This window comes from Kordiimonas gwangyangensis DSM 19435 = JCM 12864, from assembly GCF_000375545.1.
GTDB lineage: Bacteria > Pseudomonadota > Alphaproteobacteria > Sphingomonadales > Kordiimonadaceae > Kordiimonas > Kordiimonas gwangyangensis.
The window spans coordinates 26,567-43,665 of the sequence record NZ_AQXF01000002.1; the positions used below are offsets into that span (position 1 = coordinate 26,567).

General features: G+C 57.2%; 16 protein-coding genes. 12 read left to right on the top strand and 4 right to left on the bottom strand.

Features of this window, described 5'->3' with window-relative positions; all coding sequences use genetic code 11:
* Positions 1–93: 93 nt before the first annotated feature.
* Entirely contained in the window at positions 94–1,167 is a 1,074-nt protein-coding gene (locus B150_RS0105000; RefSeq protein WP_020398798.1) for a substrate-binding domain-containing protein, read from the bottom strand.
* A 132-nt stretch (positions 1,168–1,299) separates the two neighbouring features.
* Positions 1,300–2,586, bottom strand: coding sequence for a sensor histidine kinase (locus tag B150_RS19820; RefSeq protein ID WP_020398799.1), 1,287 nt, complete (start codon positions 2,584–2,586; stop codon positions 1,300–1,302).
* A 273-nt stretch (positions 2,587–2,859) separates the two neighbouring features.
* Here B150_RS19820 and B150_RS0105010 point away from each other — a divergent pair, with 273 nt between their 5' ends.
* Genes B150_RS0105010 through B150_RS22170 form a run of 4 tightly spaced genes read left to right on the top strand, consistent with a single transcriptional unit; the run spans position 2,860 to position 5,960 of the window.
* Positions 2,860–3,675 (top strand): hypothetical protein, encoded by an 816-nt coding sequence (locus B150_RS0105010; protein ID WP_155859947.1) that lies wholly within the window; start codon positions 2,860–2,862, stop codon positions 3,673–3,675.
* Between the two features lie 19 nt (positions 3,676–3,694).
* On the top strand, positions 3,695–4,000 hold the full coding sequence (locus B150_RS0105015) for a hypothetical protein (RefSeq protein ID WP_155859948.1): 306 nt from the start codon (positions 3,695–3,697) through the stop codon (positions 3,998–4,000).
* Positions 3,997–4,923, top strand: coding sequence for an HprK-related kinase A (locus B150_RS19825; protein ID WP_020398802.1), 927 nt, complete (start codon positions 3,997–3,999; stop codon positions 4,921–4,923). The genes B150_RS0105015 and B150_RS19825 overlap by 4 nt, the downstream gene beginning before the upstream one ends.
* Positions 4,920–5,960 carry a nucleotidyltransferase domain-containing protein gene (locus B150_RS22170; RefSeq protein WP_020398803.1) on the top strand — a complete coding sequence of 347 codons (1,041 nt, stop codon included), beginning with the start codon at positions 4,920–4,922 and terminating at the stop codon, positions 5,958–5,960. Before B150_RS19825 ends, B150_RS22170 begins: the two co-directional genes overlap by 4 nt.
* Here B150_RS22170 and gph read toward each other — a convergent pair.
* Entirely contained in the window at positions 5,917–6,582 is a 666-nt protein-coding gene (gene gph / locus B150_RS0105030; RefSeq protein ID WP_020398804.1) for a phosphoglycolate phosphatase, read from the bottom strand. The genes B150_RS22170 and gph overlap by 44 nt on opposite strands.
* Before the next feature lie 456 nt (positions 6,583–7,038).
* On the opposite strand from gph, the gene B150_RS0105035 reads away from it, so the two are divergent.
* From B150_RS0105035 to B150_RS0105060, 6 genes are all read left to right on the top strand, one after another.
* Positions 7,039–8,412, top strand: coding sequence for a class II 3-deoxy-7-phosphoheptulonate synthase (locus B150_RS0105035; protein ID WP_020398805.1), 1,374 nt, complete (start codon positions 7,039–7,041; stop codon positions 8,410–8,412).
* Between the two features lie 108 nt (positions 8,413–8,520).
* Positions 8,521–9,024, top strand: coding sequence for a hypothetical protein (locus tag B150_RS0105040; RefSeq protein ID WP_155859949.1), 504 nt, complete (start codon positions 8,521–8,523; stop codon positions 9,022–9,024).
* 123 nt (positions 9,025–9,147) lie between these two features.
* Positions 9,148–10,161 (top strand): sensor domain-containing diguanylate cyclase, encoded by a 1,014-nt coding sequence (locus B150_RS0105045; protein WP_020398807.1) that lies wholly within the window; start codon positions 9,148–9,150, stop codon positions 10,159–10,161.
* A gap of 117 nt (positions 10,162–10,278) precedes the next feature.
* The gene (locus B150_RS0105050; protein ID WP_020398808.1) at positions 10,279–10,650 is read left to right on the top strand and encodes a VOC family protein; all 372 of its coding nucleotides are present in this window, start codon (positions 10,279–10,281) and stop codon (positions 10,648–10,650) included.
* A gap of 209 nt (positions 10,651–10,859) precedes the next feature.
* Positions 10,860–11,732 carry a phytanoyl-CoA dioxygenase family protein gene (locus B150_RS19835; protein ID WP_020398809.1) on the top strand — a complete coding sequence of 291 codons (873 nt, stop codon included), beginning with the start codon at positions 10,860–10,862 and terminating at the stop codon, positions 11,730–11,732.
* 146 nt (positions 11,733–11,878) lie between these two features.
* A complete protein-coding gene (locus tag B150_RS0105060) occupies positions 11,879–13,222 on the top strand; it encodes an ADP-ribosylglycohydrolase family protein (protein WP_155859950.1) in 1,344 nt (447 codons plus the stop codon).
* Positions 13,223–13,236: 14 nt separating this feature from the next.
* On the opposite strand, the gene B150_RS0105065 is transcribed toward B150_RS0105060, so the two are convergent.
* Positions 13,237–13,866 (bottom strand): LysE family translocator, encoded by a 630-nt coding sequence (locus B150_RS0105065; RefSeq protein ID WP_020398811.1) that lies wholly within the window; start codon positions 13,864–13,866, stop codon positions 13,237–13,239.
* Between the two features lie 184 nt (positions 13,867–14,050).
* Between B150_RS0105065 and B150_RS0105070 the strand changes: the two genes are divergently transcribed.
* Both B150_RS0105070 and gltX read left to right on the top strand, forming a co-directional pair.
* A complete protein-coding gene (locus B150_RS0105070) occupies positions 14,051–15,727 on the top strand; it encodes an NAD+ synthase (RefSeq protein ID WP_020398812.1) in 1,677 nt (558 codons plus the stop codon).
* Between the two features lie 32 nt (positions 15,728–15,759).
* Complete coding sequence (gltX, locus tag B150_RS0105075) at positions 15,760–17,091, top strand: glutamate--tRNA ligase (protein WP_020398813.1); 1,332 nt, start codon at positions 15,760–15,762, stop codon at positions 17,089–17,091.
* Positions 17,092–17,099: the final 8 nt, after the last annotated feature.

The following is a 17,099-nucleotide window of genomic DNA, read 5'->3' on the forward strand; positions in this document are numbered from 1 at the left end:
AGGGGAAGCCCCCTTGCCCCTTACTCATATACTATTTGTGCAAGAAGCGGGTGGGCAATCGGCAGCCCACCCGCGTCTTTTATAGGATCAACCTTAGTCGAGCGACAGGTTGTTCAGCTTTGTAGCGTCGTCGTGGAATTTCACGCGCTCTTCTTCACCAAGCGGGATCAGGCCACGGTCAGCGAGGTAACCGAAGTCGCCCCAGGCCTTGTCGCTGGTGAACTCAGCGAGATATTCACGGATACCCGGTACCACGTCGATGTGCGCTTTTTTCACATAGAAGTAAAGCGAACGGGAGATCGGGTAGGAACCGTCAGAGATGGCTTCGAAGGTCGGCTCCATCGGCTCACCACCTTCAGCGGCTACCGGGAACGCCTTGATTGCATCAGCATTCTGGTCAAGGAAGCTGAAACCGAACACGCCAACAGCTTCGTGGTTTGCTTGAAGCTTTTGAACGATCAGGTTGTCGTTCTCGCCAGCTTCAACAAAAGCGCTGTCTTCACGAAGGCCACGGCACAGTACCTTGTGCAGGTTCTTGTCGCTTTTCGCGAGGGCTTTCATGCCAGAGAAAGTCTCACAGCCAACTTCGATCGCGAGTTCGTTGAAGGCGTCGCGTGTGCCGGAGGTCGGCGGTGGGCCGAGAACGATGATCGGGCGATTCGGCAGCTCAGGATTGACGTCAGCCCAGGTCTTGTTCGGGTTGTCGATCATGTTGCCTGCGCCACCTTCGGTGCCCGGTGCCGGTACTTTGGCTGCAAGCGCGAGGTAGAGGTCGCGGAGCGTAAGCTGCATGTCAGGTGCGCTTTTGTCAGCAGCGAGCACGATGCCGTCGTAACCGATCTTGACTTCAACGATGCCGGTTACGCCGTTCTGCGCGCAAAGCTCGACTTCGGATTTCTTGATACGACGCGAAGCATTGGTGATGTCTGGGTGGTTGGTACCGATGCCGGAGCAGAAGAGTTTCAGGCCGCCGCCGGAACCGGTCGATTCGACGATCGGGGTCTTGAAGCTCGACGAACGACCGAATTCTTCAGCCACTGCTGTGGAGAAGGGGAAGACGGTCGAGGAACCAACGATCCGGATCTGGTCACGCGACTGGGCTTGAGCGCCCGAGGTTGCGATAAGTGCAGCACCTGCAACGGCAGCCGCGATGGCGAATTTTTTCATGACATAGTCTCCAGGCCACTTGAAAGTGACGCATTCTTTCCATTTACCCTGGCTGCAACTCTAACTGCGAAATGTTGCGGTTTTATGCCAGCACGCGTAGCCCTACGCGCGTTATGTTACAGGAAAATGACACTAGGTTTCCTGCGATTTTTTTTGCGGAATTGGCAGCTTGAAGCTGAAGGTCGTGCCGGTGCCCAGCTGGCTCTTGATGTCGAGCGGGCTGTTGTGGCGAAGCAGGATATGCTTGACAATTGCGAGGCCAAGGCCGGTGCCGCCCATCTTGCGGGACCGTGCTGTATCGACGCGGTAGAAGCGTTCTGTCAGTCGCGCCAGGTGTTCCTGCGCGATGCCCGGTCCTTCGTCCGAAATCGAGAGAATCACATGCTTGCCGGTGCGGCCAAGTTCCGCGGTTACGGTCACGGTGGTATTCGGGTCGGCATATTTGGCGGCGTTGGTCAGCAGATTCAGCAGAACCTGCGTAATCTGGTCACTGTCCGCCACCACGTCCTGAACGCCGTCCGTTTGAACATATTTCAGTTCAATGCCACGTTCGGCGGCGACAGCCTTGAGGGTGTTGATGACACTCATCACCAGCTTGTTCACATCCGCTGTGGCATTTGGCGCCATATAGCGTGTCATCTCAATGCGCGAGAGCGAAAGCAGGTCATCAATCAGGCGCACCATGCGCTCGGCTTCCGTCTGCATAATGCCGAGGAATCGGGCGTGTGCGTCCATATCGCCGACTGCGGGACCGCGTAATGTTTCAATAAACCCGAGAACAGACGTCAGTGGTGTCCGCAGTTCGTGGCTCGCATTTGCCACAAAATCAGCCCGCATGCGCTCAGTCCGTAACAAACTTGTAACTTCATAAAAATAGACGATCGCACGAACGCCGTCGTTCATTTTGCCGGCAAGCACCGGTGCAACGGTCACATCGAAGCTGCGGTCCTTGCTGGTGGTGTAACGAATAACACCAAAGTCGCCATATTTGCCGCTGATGATGTTATCGAGCGCGGCGACAAAGTTAGATTGGCGCAGATAGAGGAAGGCATCATTGCCAACTATATCGCTGCCGAGAAGCTCGCGCGCGGATTCATTGGCAAAGGCGATCTTTTTGTCACCATCCACAAGCAGGAGCGGTGAGGGCAGGCGGTCCAGCGCATTGGCGCCCAGAAGCACCGAGCTACCTGACTTGGACTTGCGTTTCTCCCGGATCGCTGAGCGGCGGTTCTCAAGCCGCTCCATGCGACGTTTGATCTCCAGCTGCAACAGGAACGCACCGGCAACCGCGCCTACAAAAAGCGAGCCGATGAAAGTAACCTGTCCGACAGACCACATAAGGGCGAGGGTGAAGATGACAGCTGCCGCCGTCGATCTCTCATTCAATAGGCCCTGATATTCTTTAAAAGGTTCACGCATGTGCCGACCAGTTTCTCGGGGTGATCGCAAGGCCGCTTTCTTACAGCATGCCGAGCATGGATTAACAACCCACACCCTTTAAATTACAAGCATTGCAAATTTGTGACAGATTTGTTTCCGTGCATTTTTCCAGCATTTCCTTTCATTTCGTCAAATTTACACTAAAATGTTTCTAGACGATCCCTATGGTGCGTTGTTAAGCTATATTTAACGGCGCAAACCTGATAATAGGCACTGGGGTCGCGTTGAATTAGGTACTGGAGGCCTTAACAAGTGCAAGACAAGAGTAGGCAGGGCAAAGACTTTCTGGAGCGTCGTCGGCAGCTTCTGAAAATGGGTGCCGCTGGTATGCCCATGATCCTGACGCTCAAAGCGTCGGCCAACCAGACCATTCACTCCGCGCTTGATTGTGAGTTCATTCTCACCTCCGCCGTCAACATCCTTGTGGACCATGAAGGCCGTGTTTGGGTCGGCGAAAGCACCATACAGCAAAATGGTGCCGGCAAACTCAAGACATCGGACATTCAGTCATTCAAGGATAATGCTGATTTTGTCTTCCCGTCAGGCACAGCGCCAGACGACTTTATCCCCGATGCTTGCTCGAGCAACTCGGGCAGCAGCAATGGCAATGACTGTGGATGGGGTAACGATCTCTACGATGAGACCGGTGATAACAATGATCAGGACAGCTGCCCGGCTGATCCGCCGCGTGAAACGCCATGGTTTGAAGAAGACGGCCAAAGCGGCGAGCCCGGTAACCGTGGTCATAGCTACGGTGGTAACGGAAACGATCGGAACCACGGCGGAAACGGCGGTTGGGACGACGACGATTGGGACGATGATGACGGCAATGGTAACGGCAATGGTAATCCCTGGACCGATTGCGGCTACAACTATTACCAGATCACAGCCAACACCACGATCACGCCACTGAACTATATGAACCAGAACGGTAACTGGCAAATTTCCGGTGCCGAAGGTCTTTATCTTGTACTTGGCTCCAAATATCTGGATTATTACGGTAACGACGGCGGGTTCCCCGGTATTTCCTGCCTGCATTCGATCCTGATGTATCTGGAGACCGTGTAAAAGCGGCGGCAAGGCCCTTATGCCCGATAGAGATGAACGTGAGTGGCTTTGGTTTGCAGACCGAAGCCATTTTTCTATCCAGGAAATGGGAGAGGTAACCTACCTCTACTGCAAGCGCTCGGGCGATACTCATGTTTTTAATGCGGTGTCTGTGGCGATGCTCGAATATTTCATGGAAACGCCGCGCACGGTCGCTGCGCTTGTCGAAGACTTTCCCGGCCTCATGGGGCTTAGCCGCGAAGAATGCCCCTCAGGCGTTGTGAAGCGCATATTTCAGGAACTGGACGATGCGGGGCTCGTGTTGCCACAAGGAGCTGATGAATGACCGCGGCGCTAGGTACTCTATCGCGCGGGGAGGCGGTCCGGGCACTCAAGAGCGGTGAGATGCGCCTGCATCTCGGACCCTTTGTCACCGCGCTCAAGACCAGCAACCGCTCAGTCGTTGACTATTTCCTTGATATTTATAGCGACTGCCCGGTTTCCATTGGTGGGGGTGAGCTTGCGGACTATTACCTCAATGTGGGAGCGCCCAACCTGCTGCGGCGCTTCATCAGGCGGCAGGTGCTGCCTGACCCAGGCTTTCATTTCCCCACGCTGCCGCTTCCGGACCATATGGGGCCGCTTGCGCTTGAGATGGGCATGAACCTGTCTGCCGCGCTTCAGTGTTTCCGTTTCATCATGTTCCACGCGGGCGTTGTGGCGAAGGATGGCAATGCGGTGATGATTGCCGCCCACTCGGGCGGTGGCAAAAGTACCCTGACAGCCGCGATGATGGAGGCGGGCTACCGGCTGTTATCGGACGAGTTTGCTGTGCTGCGGCGGGACAGGAATGCGCTGATGCCATACCCACGGCCGGTATCGCTCAAGAACGCGTCGGTGGATGTGGTGCGGCAAATGGCGGGGCAGGACGCGATGAGCACGGTGCTTGAGGGCACGCCAAAAGGCACCATTGCCTACCGCCGGGCGCGCGCATCAGATATTAATCTTATGCATGAAGAAACTGTCCCTAAGCTATTGATTTTCCCGAAATATGATAAGGATGAAAAGCCGGAGAAGAGAGCCGTCGAGCCAGCGGACGCCGCTATGCGCCTCATTGCCGGGTCACCCAACTATCAGGTCGTTGCAGGCGCTGCGTTCGATAGCACCATGACGATGATGCAGGGTCTCAAGTGCTTTGAGATCAGCTATGGCAATACGGCAGACAGCGTTGCGCTGGTGGAAGAATTGTTCGCAGAGGCCGCGCCATGATGAAGGCATTCATGCAGATTGCTGTGGGCCTCAGGCCGCTGCCGAAGGACGGGAAAACGCTGTCAGCGTTCCTATACTGGGCTGGCCGTGGGCATATCCTTGGGCAAGTGGCGGCAGCACACAAGGGCGAGGCCAGCGGAAAACTGGCGGATATCCTTGAGAATGCCCGCATCCGCACCGCGCATGACCAGCGCATGCTAACGTTTGAAGCCGAACGCATCAGCCGCGCACTTCTGGGCAGCGGCGTGCAGCCGATCCTCCTCAAAGGCGCGGCATATATGGCGCTGGGCCTCAGGGCCGGGCAGGGGCGCAGGGTCAGCGATATTGATATTCTGGTGGAAGAACAAGAGCTTGCTGAGGTGGAGACGCTTCTCAAGAAGGCGGGCTGGCAGGGCGAAGCGGCAACCGCAAGCGATTATGACCAGGACTATTACCGCCAGTGGATGCACGAGTTGCCGCCCATGCGGCATAAAAAACGCCGGACCCTGATTGATGTGCACCACCGGCTTTTACCGCGCACCGCACGCCTGCAGCCCCGGCATGAGCTGATGGCTGCCCGCGCTAAACCTATTGAAAACAATAGTTTGCGTACGTTTGATGCCACGGACCGTTTCATCCACTCCGCCATTCACATCTTTGCGGATGGCGCGTTTGAGACCCCAGCGCGCAGCTTCATGGAACTTTATTATTTGTTCGATGACCTGAGCGCGGATGAGGAAGCGGGGCTTGTGGCGCGCGCGGCGGAGGTGAATGCGTTGAGGCCCGTGGCTGGGGCTTTGTGGGCTGTCAGCCATTATTTTGGTGAGCCGAAAGCACATGCCGTTCTGCGCTCCATGGGGGTCATGGGCATGAGCTGGAGCTTAAGGCAGACCGTCCGGCTTTGGGTACGGGGCGGGGCGCTAAAACCGCTTGCCGGATTCCTGTTGTACCTGCGCAGCCACTATTTGCGCATGCCTTTAGGGATGCTAGCCAAGCATCTGATTATAAAGACATTCAGGCGTAAGCGACAAGCGAAGGAAGTTGGTCAAGCGCACTGATCAGCACGTCCGCGCCAAGCTCCGCCGGTGGGATATCTGTATAACCAAAATCAACAGCGACTGAGGGCGCGCCGGCACTTTGGGCGGCGGCGATGTCATTGATGCTGTCACCGACCATCAGGAACGGGCCGTCGCCGGGCAGGAGAGCTGCGGTTGCCGTCAGGTGGCGGGGGTCTGGTTTCTTGAACGCGAAGCTGTCACCGCCGGTTACCGCATCAAAAAACTGAGCGATATCAAGCGCTTGCAAGAGCGGGTGGGTGAGTGCAATGGGCTTGTTGGTGCAGACCGCCAGCGAAAAGCCTTTTGCTTTCAAGGCTTTGAGCATTTCAACACCGCCACTGAACACCACGGTGCCGTCGGCAATATGGGCGCGGTAATAGTCGAGGAATACCGGCAGCAAGTCAGCGGCATCATAATCATCGCGACCGCCGGTGGCCTCAAGCCCGAGCTCGATCAGGCGTTTGGCGCCGAAGCCGACCATATGCCTAACCTGTTCTATCGTCACGGTTTCCCGCCCCACATGGGTCAGCACATGGTTCGTGGCGGCATGAAGGTCGAAGGCGCTGTCAACAAGAGTGCCGTCCAGATCGAAAAGGATTTTGCTGACTGTAAAACGGGCCATAATATGCTATACTTCTCGTCTCAAAAGCGGCGACTGCCGCGCCTTGCACGCTGTGCATGATTTGTGCGGGATTTGGGCACAATCTGTGCGGAAAGTGTGCGGGATATGTGCGGAACCTGTGCGGATGGTGCGCACGATGTTCGGTCGCCTCAATTGGCTGTTTCCAGACCCCATATTCACACCGGTACGCCGTCACAAAACCCACACTGTTTCAGCGCTAAAATAGAGTGCCTGTAGCTATAGATTAGAAATGGGCGTGCGCAAGTGTTAATCTTGCCTGCTATAACGCGGCAAATCGCCACGACTGAGGGTTTCCGGGCGCAAAAGCGCTTGATTGAAATAAAATGTCGTGGTCTATAAGGTAAGAATTGTGCGTGAAAAGAGTTTCTTTTGAAACTTTTGATCGCGTTTGTGGTGACAGCCCAAAATGAGACGGGCAAATGTTGAGGTAAAGTGATGAGTGACTGGCGGCCAGACAGCTGGAAATCGCGGCCTATTGTACAGGTCCCCGACTATCCTGACAAAGACGCGCTTGCGCGTGTTGAGCATGAGCTTGCAAGCTATCCGCCACTGGTTTTTGCGGGCGAGGCCCGCAACCTGAAAGCTCAGCTGGCGGAAGTGGCCGAGGGTCGCGCGTTCCTGCTGCAGGGTGGTGACTGCGCCGAAAGCTTTGCCGAGTTTCACCCCAACAACATCCGCGACACTTTCCGTGTGCTGCTGCAGATGGCTGTGGTGCTGACGTTTGCGGCATCGTGCCCGGTTGTGAAGGTTGGTCGCCTCGCCGGCCAGTTCGCCAAGCCCCGTTCTTCGGACACCGAGACGGTGGACGGTGTTGAGCTGCCAAGCTACCGCGGTGATATCATCAACGGCCCCAACTTTGACGAGGCGAGCCGTATCCCGGACCCCGCGCGTATGCTCAGGGCCTACAGCCAGTCCGCCGCGACCCTGAACCTGTTGCGTGCCTTTGCGCAGGGTGGCTATGCCAACCTGATGTCCGTGCACCGCTGGAATCTCGATTTCGTGGCCAAAAGCGGCGCGGGCGAGAAATACCAGGAACTGGCGGACCGTATCGGCGAAGCGCTTTCGTTCATGCAGGCGTGTGGCATCGACCCAGACAGCGTTCATCAACTGCAAGGCACGGATTTCTTCACCAGCCACGAAGCGCTGCTTCTGGGCTACGAGCAGTCGCTCACCCGCGTCGACAGCACGTCTGGTGACTGGTACGACACCTCCGCCCACCTCCTGTGGGTTGGCGACCGTACCCGCCAGCTTGACGGCGCGCACCTTGAGTTCCTGAGCGGCATCGGCAACCCCGTCGCCGCCAAGGTTGGCCCGACGACGGAAGTTGACGGCCTCCTCAAGCTCATCGACAAGCTGAACCCCAAAAACGAGGCTGGCCGCCTCACGCTCATCACCCGCTTTGGTGCTGACAAGGTGGAAGAACACTTGCCGCGCCTCTTGCGTGCCATCAAGGCTGAAGGCCGCAAGGTGGTATGGTCGTGCGACCCGATGCACGGCAACACACAAACGTCCGCAAGCGGCCTTAAAACCCGCCCGTTCGACCGGGTGCTGAAGGAAGTGAAACAGGTATTCGCCTGCCACCGGGCCGAGGGCACCTACGCGGGCGGCATTCACCTTGAACTGACAGGCCAGAATGTGACCGAGTGCATCGGCGGCGCCGTGGCGATCACGGAAGAGGGGCTTTCAAGCCGCTACCACACCCACTGCGACCCGCGCCTGAATGCAAGCCAGTCGATCGAGCTTGCCTTCCAGCTCGCCGAAGCGCTCAAGGAAGAACGCCTCGCCATGAGCGAGACCGCGGCCGCGTAAGCGACACCAGATACCAGTCAAAAAGGCGGCCCTTCGGTCGCCTTTTTTGTAGCCATGAGTACGGTGCCAACCTACTATTTTGCCAGCTTGATTGGGGAATTGGCTGGTATGACAGTGTTTAAGGTGTCGCGATGGCGTTCGTTCGCGTTGGCTTTGGTAATCGGCGTATTTTCGCTGATATGCTTTCTAGCCAGCGAGAGCGAGTTTGCCGATAAAGGAAACATCCCGTTTATCCTGTTGCCGGGTGCAATTTTTTTGGGTTGGGTGTGTGTCACCATTCTTGTTCGTGACGCGAAACGTTCGAAGTTGATGTTAGATGCTGATGGTCTGCATTGGGATCACGAATTTCACCCATGGACAGGGATTGCGAGATACCGGGGTAGGGAATACACGGGCGGTCATTTCATTTTGGTGACCTTCAAAAATCGTAAACCGCACAAAACAACCCGCAGCTCCCGCTCTATCTGGAGCAAAGTGGAGGAATGGGGGAGTGTATTGGATGCATGGCGCGACGACGTTGACTTGATAATAGACACATCGCGTTTTGACGCGCGGAATAAAACCATCCTCGGCGCCATGGATCGCTATTTCCAAGCCGCCTCAGGCTCCTAACCAGCCCGCCCGTAAACCACCCAAGCACGAAAATACTATCGTTATGCTCTATATGGAGCATCGCTGCACTCTCGGCTATCCTTGAAGGCTAACGAGTTTCTCGAGAACTGGGGGCGGTTCGTCATGATTGATCGTGCGATGGGGCAATCGCTGGATCCCGATACATTGATGAGCATCATCAAGGTGCAGTCCGAAATTGCGTCGCTGGGCTATGACCTGAGCGCGGTGATGGACTTTGTCACCGAACAGGCGCAGGCGATGACCCGCGCGGGTGGCGCGGTGCTCGAACTCGCCGAGGATGACCAGATGGTTTACCGCGCTGTTGCCGGTATGGCGTCGCATCAGCTTGGGCTCCGTCTGGACCGCGCGACCAGCATGTCCGGCATGAGTGTGGAGACCGGTGAGGTACTGACCTGCACTGACAGTGAGACTGATAACCGGGTCGACCGTGATGCCTGCCGCAAGGTGGGCCTGCGCTCCATGGTCGTCGTGCCGCTGGTGCACCGGGGCTCGCCTGTCGGTGTGCTCAAGGTCATGTCGGAACAGGTGGATGCCTTCGCACGCCGCGATGCCACGGTGCTTGGCCTGATGGCCGAACTGATTGCAGCCAGTGTGTCGCAGTCCGCCCGGCTTGAAAACAACGACCTTTATCACCGCGCGACCCATGATGCGCTGACCGGGCTTGCCAACCGTGCGCTGTTTTATGACCGGCTGCGGCAGGGTGTGGCGCTCAGCAAACGGCGGGAGAGCAAGGTTGGCGTGTTGATCCTTGATCTGGACGGCCTCAAACCCATCAACGACGCCTGCGGCCACCGGGCAGGGGATGCCGCCATCCGCGAGACCGCTACGCGCATCAAACAGGTTTCCCGCCAGTCAGACACGACCGCAAGGCTGGGCGGCGACGAGTTCGGCGTCATTCTGAATGATGTGCAGGCGCGCGACTGTACGGAGCGGCACGCCAGCCGCCTCGCGGAGGTCATTGAACAGCCTTTCCGGTTCGAGGGGCAGGAGCTGCCGCTTGGTGTTTCCATCGGTGCTGCGGTGTTCCCTGACGATGGCAGTTGCGTGGAGACCCTCGTTGAGAATGCCGACCGGCTGATGTACCAAAGCAAACGCGAACGCAAGGGCGAAGCCTGAGGGAATGGAAACCGCGACCCGCAAGGTAGCGCACGCAATTACTAACCCATTGTTATTATTGACCTGACCTCCACATGTGCCAGCATGCCCCCAACATATATCAAGGGAGGATATGCCATGCTGGAAAAAGTGGCCTTCACCGTGTACCCGGTGACCGACGTTCCGCGCGCCCGCGCCTTTTATGAAGGGCTTCTGGGCCTTGATACCCACGGTACCGAGAAGATCGGCAAGGAAATGGCGTGGATCGAATATGACCTGCCGGGTGGCGGCTGTTTCGCGATCGCGAACTTCACCGAGAACACACCCCATGCCACGGCGGGCGGCACCATTGCCTTTGAAGTGAACGACCTTGACGCGCTCTTGGCGCACCTCAAATCCAACGGGGTTGAGTTCATGAGCGATATGACCCACAGCCCAGCATGCCGCATGGCGGTGTGCCTTGACCCAGACGGGAACTCTATCCTCTTGCATCAACTCAAGAATAAATAACCACAGGGCGAAAATTCTTGCCACGCGCCACACCCTTGGGACAAACCGTTGCAGCTTGTTCTAATTTTGGTTGCATGCGGGGGAAAAAGCACTTAGCAGATTTAATGTAGTGATTCCGACGGCACTTTATGCAGGTACTGCCGATGCAGACTGTGGCCCTTGGGGTAGGCGCTAGCTATTTGTAATTTATGGATACTGAAGAGTGTTTTATGAAAAACGATATTTTTTATCGTAACATGCCGCTTTTTATGATGGGGGATGTCGAAGCCATAGCCGTCAAAAATGGCTGGTCACCGCTGGAAACGGAGGTAGCAACCTCGTTGGCGCGTGATGGTTACGCCGTATTGGATTTTCCGGACGATACGGTGGATGAATTGGCTTCCGCGGTAATTGCGGACCTTGAGGGCCTATACAAGCCTCCCCATAATAAGGTGTTAAATGGCTTCAGGCTCTCTAGCGCCGCTAAGCGTATCGCTACAAACCAGAAGGTGCTTGACTTGCTCTCCAAGATATATGGACGGGTTGCATTCCCCTTCCAGACTCTCAATTTCAGCCACGGGAGCGAGCAACATATCCATAGCGATGCGGTGCATTTTAACTCTTTTCCTCGAAATTTTATGTGCGGTGTTTGGGTTGCGCTTGAAGATATAACCGAGAGCAACGGACCACTCGAGTATTATCCTGGCTCCCAGAATCACTCATATGTGGATTATGCTGAACTTGGCATGAAGGCCTCAGCCCAGCAGCACCCATATGAGCTTTACTGTGAACTTGAGCAATATTGGGCTTGGCTGGTCGCCAGCTTCGGCTGGCGGCGCGAACTACTGACCTGCAAGAAGGGGACTGCGCTGATTTGGGCCGCAAATCTCTTGCATGGTGGGTCCATGCACCACAACAAGGGTGAGACCCGATATAGCCAGGTCACTCACTACTACTTTGATGATTGTACCTATTATACTCCGTTGCAGACGGATTTCATTTTAGGCAAGGCGAATGTTCGCCGTCCTTTCGATATTGTCCGGGGCGAATTTCGAGAGTCCATGTACGTGGACGTTACAATCGATCCAGAAAATTACCGTTAAAGCTAGGCCTCTCTGAACTGTATCCCAAATTTGTTGGGCTCTCGCTCGCGCACATACCAGATTTGGTTGCGAAAAGAGGGCCGGTCATTATAGTTTTATGACAGCGCTGTCAAATAATCTGTGATGCTTTCGTGAGAGGAAGAGCTATGGAGTTATTGCAAGTCCGGGTTGGGTTGCTGTGTCAGGTACTAGCCCTTGGGGCTGCGCTCACTGGCACCGCACTCAGCGCGCCGGTTATGGCGGACGACGATATCTTCTTTATCTCCCGCGAGGCGTATGCTGACAAGCTGGCCGGTTTCTGGCTCGGCCAGTCCATCGCGAACTGGACCGGGCTGACGACCGAGATGGTGCGGGTGGAGCCACCCTTTTTCACCGATGCCGACTGGGGCAAACAGGCTGAGCCCGCCATTTGGGGCAAGTTCCCCTTCCATGCGGGCACGATCGACTTTTTCCTGCTGACGGACGCTGACCGTGCCTGGGGCTCGGACGATGATACGGACATTGAATATATGTACCAGTATCTGATGGAAAAGGCGGGCCGGGGCCTGTTGACAGCTGAAGAGATCCGCGACGGCTGGCTGACGCATATCTACACCAACGCGGATGCGCCGCTGTCGCCCAACACCTTCAAGCGCGAGAATTACCTTTGGGTCGCCAATGAGCGCGCGCATGAACTGATGCAGGCAGGCATGCTGCCGCCCGACACCAGCAAGCCGGAGAATAACGAGGTCTCCGACATGATTGACGCGCAACTGACGACCGAGATTTTTGGCCTGTTTGCGCCTGCGCGCCCTGATGTGGCGCGGCACTTTGCCGACCTGCCGATCAGCGTGAGCGCGCACGGCGACGCGGCGGCCATCGCACATTTTTATGTCACCATGCATGCGCTTGCTTCCCGCGTGGATACGGGGCTCAGCATGAAAGAACAAACCGAATGGCTGGCGGAGAAGGCACGCATGGAACTGCCGGATGGCAGCACACCTGCCGCCATGTATGACTTTGTACTGGCATCCTACCTCGCCGCCGCGAGCGCCGATGATTGGGAAGAAACGCGCGATGCGGTGTATAACCGCTATCAGGCGCATGGCACGGACGGTTATGTCTACAAACAGGGATTTGACGCAGGCATCAATTTTGCCGCCAGCCTCATCAGCCTGTTTTTTGGTGAGGGGGACCTCAAGCGCACGATCCAGATCGGGACGCTCGCCGGGTGGGACAGTGATAACCCCACGGCCACATGGGGTGGGCTGATCGGTTTCATGCTTGGCCGCAAAGGCGTTGAAGAAGCGTTCGGCAAAGGCCCGCTCACGGATGCTTACTGGATCAGCCGCACAAGGCGGGCTTTCCCGGACCATACGCCGGACGGTGTGGGCGAGGACAGTTTCACCCTGATGGCGGAACGCGGTGTGAAGCTCATCGACCGCATCGTGGTGAATGAGCTTGGTGGCGACATCCAGTCCGGCACCTGGCATATCCCGCTGCCGGACTGAAGACTTTCAAGGGATTAGTCGCGTGTGTCGGTGGCGAGGCGGAGGGCAAGCCCCGCGAACACGCTTGCGAGCAGGTATTTCGGCCACCGGGCGCCGGTGCCTTCACTGCGGAAGCGGCGATGGAAATAACCGCTCGCCACAATCACCACGCCGTTCACAAAAAGCCCGATCACGTTAAGGATGGTCACAAGCAGCATGGTCTGCGCGAACACGCCCCCGGCCTCGATATTCAGGAACTGCGGGAAGAGGGCGAGCATGAAAAGCGCCACCTTGGGGTTGAGCACATTGGTGATGAAGCCGTCGCGGAACACACGCCGTTTGCGCATGGCGGCAGGCGCTGCTGTGCCGCCTGGCTGGGGCGCGCTGCGCACGGTCTGTACTGCGAGGTAAATGAGGTAAGCGGCCCCCGCGAAGCGTACGATATCGTACGCTACGGGCACCAGGGTGAAAAGCTGCGCGAGGCCGAGTGCTACCGCAAGCGCGTGGCAGTAACAGCCCGCTGCGATACCTGCGTAGGTCAGGAAGCCCGCCTTGCGGCCCTGCGCGGCTGAACGCGACGCAATAAGCAGCATGTCAGGCCCCGGCGTGACGGTGAGCGCGAGACAGGCAGCGGAAAACAGCAGCAGTGTGGAAAGGTCCGGCATGAATATATTCCTCAAATGAAAAAGCCGGAACTGAGCTTTAACAGCTCGTCCGGCTTTCTCAATCGGAATGTTGTGGGGTCAGGAGAATGTGAACGTGTCTGACGTGTTGGCGGGCTTGGCCCGGATGGCGGCCTTTCTGTTTTCTTATCTTGTCGGCACATGGCTTTGAGGGTAAAAGCGCGGCATGAGCGAGACTTTATCCATATATATCGCGCAGCTGAATGCGACCGTGGGGGCAATCGAGGCGAACGCCGAGCGTATCCGTGCGGCGTATGGCCGCGCAACAGACGCGGGCGCTGACCTTGTGTTGACGCCTGAGCTGTCGCTGACCGGCTATCCGCTTGAGGATCTGGTGCTGAAACCGTTTTTTGTGCGTATGGCAAGGGAAGCGGTGGAGGAACTTGCGGGTGTCACCGCGGGCGAGGGCAAACCGGGGCTGATTATCGGTGCGCCTTGGTATGAGGGCAAAGCACTCCATAACGCGATTTTCCTCCTCGAAGGCGGCGCGATTAAAGCCATCCGCTATAAGCAGGAGCTGCCGAACTACGGCGTGTTCGATGAGAAACGTGTGTTCATCTCCGGCACCAAGCCTGAGATTATCGAGTTCCGCGGCTTCAAGCTTGGCGCGCTGATTTGCGAGGACATGTGGTTCCCATCCGTTGCCAAGGCCTTCAAGGAGCAGGGCGCCGAGATCATCCTCGTGCCGACCTGTAGCCCGTTTGAGGCCGACAAGCACCCAGAGAGGCAGGTCCATGCCCGCAACCGGGTGGATGAAACCGGCCTGCCGCTTGTCTTCTGCAATGAGATTTGCGGTCAGGATGAACTGGTGTTCGACGGCTCGTCGTTTGTGATGGCGGCGGACGGCAGCGTGCCGGTGCAGATGGATGCGTGGGCCGAGCAGGAGCTGATGACCGTGTGGCGCCGCGAGGGCGATCACCTCGTGTGCGAAACCACATATCAGGGCTACCAGCCGGACCGCATGGAAACCATGTATCAGGCCATGATGCTGGGGCTGAAAGACTATATCACCAAAAACCGTTTCCCCGGTGTGGTGCTGGGGCTTTCAGGCGGGATTGACAGCGCGCTCTCGGCCGCGGTGGCGGTGGATGTGCTGGGCGCGGATAAAGTGCACTGCATCATGATGCCGTCCAAATACACCTCCGGCGAAAGCGTGAGCGACGCTGAGAAGTGCGCCAAGGCGCTTGGCTGCCGCTATGACACCATCACCATCAAGCCGGGTGTAGACGCGTTTGGTGAGATGCTGGGGCCAATTTTTGAAGGCACCACGCCGGACACGACGGAAGAAAACATCCAGTCGCGCCTGCGCGGGCTTATCCTCATGTCCATCTCCAACAAGTTTGGCGCGATGGTGCTGACGACGGGCAACAAGTCCGAAGTGTCGGTTGGGTATGCAACGCTCTACGGTGACATGTGCGGTGGCTATAATGTGCTCAAGGATGTTTACAAGATGGATGTCTTTGCGCTGTCGCGCTGGCGGAACGAGAATGTGCCTTTGGGCGCAGCTGGCCCGTCGGGCGAGGTGATCCCCGAGAATATCATCACCAAGCCGCCAACCGCCGAACTGCGCGAGGAGCAAAAGGACGAAGACAGCCTTCCGCCCTATGACAAGCTGGATGACATGCTGCGCTGCCTGGTGGATGAAGAGATGTCGGTCGCTGAAGTGGTGGCGCGCGGGCATGAATTTTCCGATGTTGCACGCATCGAGCACCTGTTATACATCGCCGAATACAAGCGTCGGCAGGCTGCGCCGGGTGTGAAGATCACCCGTAAGAATTTTGGCCGTGATAGGCGCTATCCTATCACAAATGGTTTCCGCAGTGCGCGAAAACACAATATATAGTAATTACTTAGCTAAGCTAACTGGATAAAATCATGACTGTTAAGGTTCGTTTCGCCCCGTCGCCCACTGGCAAACTGCATGTGGGGAATATTCGCGCAGCCCTCGTGAACTGGCTGTTTGCGCGGCAGCAGGGCGGCACCTTTGTTCTGCGTATCGATGACACCGACCGAGAGCGGTCGACGGTCGAGAACGAAGAAGCGATCAAGCGCGACCTCAAATGGCTTGGCCTCGAGTGGGATGAAACCTTCCGCCAGAGCGAGCGCTTCAAGCGCTACGACGAAGTGGTCGAGAAGCTGAAAGCCGAAGGCCGCCTCTACCCGTGCTACGAGAGCGCGGAAGAACTGGATATGAAACGCAAGATCCAGATGGGTCGTGGCCTGCCGCCGGTTTATGACCGCGCAGCGCTCAAGCTGACGGACGAAGAAAAAGCCAAGTTCGAGGCTGAAGGCCGCCAACCACACTGGCGCTTCAAGCTGGAGACCCCGGCGCGTGTTGACTGGACTGATCTCATCCGCGGTGATGTCTCCATCGACCTCGAGGCGCTTTCTGACCCGATCCTGATCCGCGAAGATGGTTCTTACCTCTATACGCTGCCGAGCGTGGTGGACGATGTTGACTATGGCATCACCCACATCGTGCGCGGTGAAGACCATGTGACGAACTCGGCCGTACAGGTGCAGATTTTTGAAGCCCTCGGTGGCAAGGCGCCCGAGATGGCGCACTTTGCACTGCTGACCGGCAAGGGCGGCGAAGGCCTGTCGAAGCGCCACGGCGCCATGTCGATCGAGGAATACCGCGATATCGCGAAGATCGAGCCGATGGCGATCGTGAGCCTGCTCGCACGTGTCGGCACATCCGAGCCGATTGAACCCTTTGTTGCGCCGCAGCCGCTGATTGACGGTTTCGACTTCGGCAAATTTGGCCGTTCGACCGCGAAGCTCGACCCCGCTGACCTTGAGATGCTGAACGCCAAGATCCTGCACATGACGCCCTATGACGCCATCAAGGACAAGCTTGACGGCATCGATGAGGCTTTCTGGACCACGGTGCAGCCCAACATCTCCAAACTTTCCGACATCAAGGAATGGCTGGCCATAGTGAATGGCCCGGTCACGCCGATCATTGAGGACGCAGCGCATATCGCCAAAGTGCGCGACCTGCTGCCGGAGGGCGAGCTGACGAGCGAAAGCTGGGGCGTTTGGACAAACGCGATCAAGGAAGCAACGGGCGTCAAGGGCCGTGGGCTTTTCATGCCGCTCCGCCAGGTGCTGACGGGGCAGGAACATGGCCCGGATATGGCCGCGCTTCTGCCACTTATTGGCCGCGAGAAAGTCATCGCGCGCCTTGAGGGCAAGAAAGCCTGATGGGGGGC